Origin of the sequence: Croceitalea vernalis, from assembly GCF_031846405.1 — a bacterium.
Lineage (GTDB): Bacteria > Bacteroidota > Bacteroidia > Flavobacteriales > Flavobacteriaceae > Croceitalea > Croceitalea vernalis.
This window is the reverse complement of record NZ_JAVRHU010000014.1, coordinates 1-777: the sequence shown is the minus strand read 5'-3', so window position 1 is coordinate 777 and position 777 is coordinate 1. Positions and strand designations below refer to the sequence as shown.

The following is a 777-nucleotide window of genomic DNA, read 5'->3' as shown; positions in this document are numbered from 1 at the left end:
CTTTTTGCTAACTTTAGTTCTTCGGCTACAAAATCATAGCCGAGACCGTTGTAGTACATTTTCAATGAATAAACTGACCATAATATTTCTACTTTCAATTTTCGGTTTGGCAATGGGACAGGAATCCCAAATTGAATCTAAAATTCTTAGTGTTAAATGTGATGAAAAAACTGATGCTTATCGTCTAAACACAAGAATAACGAAGGACTCAATTGCTGATGGAATGAGGATTATCAAATTCTCAGTACCAGCAACTTGTTGCGTGGACTTCGGAATCAAAAGTGTACTTGTTGATAACGTGGTTAGAATGGAACTTAAAGAAGATGGAATGGAATGCGACTGTATCTGTGCATATGATTTCGTAATTCAATTCGATTCGGTATTAAAATCTGCAACAAGGTTTTTTGTTAAAAACAAAGAATTGAAAAAGAACGTTCCTAAGCTTCGTCCTTATGAAAAAAGATACTTTGTATTTGAAAATGATACGACCGGTTTTGATGATGAAAATGGACTAAGACAAGGGTTTATGGTTCTGAAAAGGGAAAATGACTTAAAAAAGATACACTGGAAAGATGGAAAGTTCATCAAGCTTGAGATTACGGACAAAAAAGGTAATGTTTTAAAAACAGAAACAGACGAGGACAAAATACTTGATTATTAAAAAAACGCACTACAACAATGGCTATAATTTATAGCTGCATTCTGCTAGCTTAAAAATAATTACTTTTAATACGGCTGGATTTCAGTCCGACAATTCCCGTTGGGAATCGCCGCTAC

Annotated in this window: 1 protein-coding gene; it reads left to right on the top strand. The window is 34.4% G+C overall.

Features of this window, described 5'->3' with window-relative positions; genetic code table 11:
• The coding region (locus tag RM520_RS15180) for a hypothetical protein (RefSeq protein ID WP_311388560.1) at nt 1-661 on the top strand (661 nt) is incomplete at its 5' end.
• Between the last annotated feature and the right edge of the window lie 116 nt (nt 662-777).